Source organism: Acidovorax sp. SRB_24 (assembly GCF_012931925.1).
In genome coordinates this window covers 1-2,416 of the sequence record NZ_MWOM01000138.1, presented here as the reverse complement: position 1 = coordinate 2,416, position 2,416 = coordinate 1, and the positions used below count along the sequence as shown (strand labels likewise).

Below are 2,416 nucleotides of genomic sequence, written 5' to 3'. Positions count from 1 at the left end.
TCGACCGGCAAGGACCTGCTGCCCTTCCTGACCGAAGGCTTCACGGCGGCTGCCATGGCCAAGGTGGGCATGAGCGCGCTCGATTCGCGCAAGCTCGGCTACCTGCTGCACAGCGACGTGATCGTGCCGCACAAGGACGAACTGCTGTTCGTCGCGCTCAACGAAGCCAAGGCGCTGGCTGCGGGCGGCTGGCGCGCGCCGGCCAGGCGCCTGTTCCCGGTAGCGGGGCGCAGCGGCATCGCCACGATCAAGGGTTCGCTGGTCAACATGCGCGATGGCGGTTTCATCAGCGCGCACGACTTCCACATCGCCGGCCTGATCGCCGAAGTGGTCTGCGGCGGCGACGTGGACGCGGGCACGCTGGTCAGCGAGGAATACCTGATGGCGCTGGAGCGAAAAGCCTTCTGCGGCCTCATCGTGCACCCCAAGACGCAGGAACGCATCCTCGGCATGCTGTCCACCGGAAAGCCGGTGCGCAATTGAAAGCAACTGCCTTGGAACGCGCCCCCAACAAGCTGCAGCGCTCGCTGATGCGCCTGGACGAAGCGCCCGCCTTCATGCGCGGCTTCGTGCAGAACATCATCCTGCGCCGTGCAGTTCCTTTCACGGGCACGGCAGGCATCCGCTTCGACGTGCTCACGCCCGAGCGCGTCGAAGTGCGCATCGCCAATGCGCACAAGGTGCACAACCACTTCGGCGGCGTGCATGCCTCGGCCATGAACCTGCTGGCCGAAACGGCCACCGGCATGGTCGTGGGCATGAACGTGCGCGACGACTGCACGCCGCTGGCCAAGGAGATGAAGATGGCCTTTCGCAAGCGTGCCACCGGCGGCCTGCGCGCGGTGGCTACGCTCACGCCCGAGCAGTGCGCGGCCATGCAGGCCAGCGACAAGGGCGAGGTCACCGTGCAGGTCACCGTGACCGACGATGCCGGCGTGGAGCCGGTCGAATGCGAATTTACCTGGGCGTGGATTCCTGCCACCCCGCGCAAGAACTGAAGGAGTTTCACCATGGCCAAACAAGTCCAGGAAGCCTACATCGTCGCCGCCACGCGCACGCCCATAGGCCGCTCGCACCGCGGCTTCTTCCGCAACACCCGGCCCGACGACCTGCTGGCGACCACGCTCAAGGCGGCGCTGGCTGCCGCGCCCGGGCTCGACCCGGCGGCCATTGAAGACATCGTCTGCGGCTGCGCCATTCCCGAAGCGCAGCAGGGCCTGAACGTGGCGCGCATCGCCGCCGTGCTCGCCGGCCTGCCCACCAGCGTGGGCGGCATCACCGTGAACCGCTTCTGCGCCTCCGGCCTGTCGGCCGTGCAGATGGCGGCTGACCGCATCCGCGTGGGCGAGGCCGAGGTCATGGTCGCCGCCGGCGTCGAGAGCATGAGCATGGTGCCCATGATGGGCAACGCGCCCTCGCTCTCGCCGAGCATCTTCGAGCGCGAAGGCGACGTCGGCATCGCCTACGGCATGGGCCTGACGGCCGAGAAGGTGGCGCAGCAGTGGAAGGTGTCGCGCGAGGCACAGGACCAGTTTGCGCTGGCTTCGCACCAGAAGGCGCTCGCCGCGCAACAGGCCGGCCATTTTGCCGACGAGATCACCCCCATCGAGGTCACCGACCGCAGCGCCGACCTGGAGAGCGGCGAGGTGCTGGCGCAGACCCGCACCGTCAGCCTGGACGAGGGCGCACGCCCCGACACCACGCTCGAAGGCCTGGCCAAGCTGCGCACCGTGTTCTCGGCGCGCGGCACCGTCACGGCCGGCAACAGCTCGCAGACCAGCGACGGTGCGGGCGCGCTGATCCTGGCGAGCGAATCGGCCGTGAAGCGCTTCGGCCTCACGCCGCTGGCGCGCTTCGTGAGCTTCGCCAGCAAGGGCGTGCCGCCGCAGATCATGGGCATCGGCCCGATCGAGGCGATTCCGGCAGCGCTGCGCTATGCGGGCCTCACGCAAAACGACATCGACTGGTTCGAGCTCAACGAAGCCTTTGCCGCGCAGTCGCTGGCGGTCATCAACACCCTGGGCCTGGACCCGGCCAAGGTCAACCCGATGGGCGGCGCGATTGCGCTCGGCCACCCGCTGGGCGCAACGGGCGCGATCCGTGCGGCCACGGTGGTGCATGCGCTGCGCCGCAACAAGCTCAAGTACGGCATGGTCACGATGTGCGTGGGCATGGGACAAGGCGCCGCCGGCATCTTCGAGGCGGTGTAACTGGCTACCGAGCGGGCGTGATGCGTCGTTGCGGGGCCCGTCGGGAAATCCTCACGTACAGGGAGTACGTTCCGGTTTCCCGCCACCCGCGCCTAGCCTGACGCCTGCTCGCTACGCCCTTGAGGGCGGGGTGTAAAGGCAGGCGTAGAGCTGCGTTGTGATTTCCAATCAAACCGGCGCAGACCGGTCTTGGTTCAAGGGGACAG

The 2,416-nt window shown here is 68.0% G+C and carries 2 protein-coding genes and 1 pseudogene; all 3 read left to right on the top strand.

Annotated features, from left to right (window positions below; all coding sequences use genetic code 11):
• A pseudogene (locus B2J89_RS21030) lies at window positions 1–483 on the top strand (3-hydroxyacyl-CoA dehydrogenase); the annotation flags it as partial.
• Between the two features lie 47 nt (window positions 484–530).
• Window positions 531–998: a DUF4442 domain-containing protein gene (locus tag B2J89_RS21025; RefSeq protein ID WP_169170793.1), complete on the top strand. Its 468-nt coding sequence runs from the start codon at window positions 531–533 to the stop codon at window positions 996–998.
• A gap of 12 nt (window positions 999–1,010) precedes the next feature.
• A complete protein-coding gene (locus B2J89_RS21020) occupies window positions 1,011–2,210 on the top strand; it encodes an acetyl-CoA C-acyltransferase (RefSeq protein ID WP_169170792.1) in 1,200 nt (399 codons plus the stop codon).
• Window positions 2,211–2,416: the final 206 nt, after the last annotated feature.

Excerpts from the sequence above, each read along its gene's own strand:
- B2J89_RS21025 (WP_169170793.1), top strand. The coding sequence starts at position 531 with ATGCGCCTGGACGAAGCGCCCGCCTTCATGCGCGGCTTCGTGCAGAAC.
- B2J89_RS21020 (WP_169170792.1), top strand. The coding sequence starts at position 1,011 with ATGGCCAAACAAGTCCAGGAAGCCTACATCGTCGCCGCCACGCGCACG.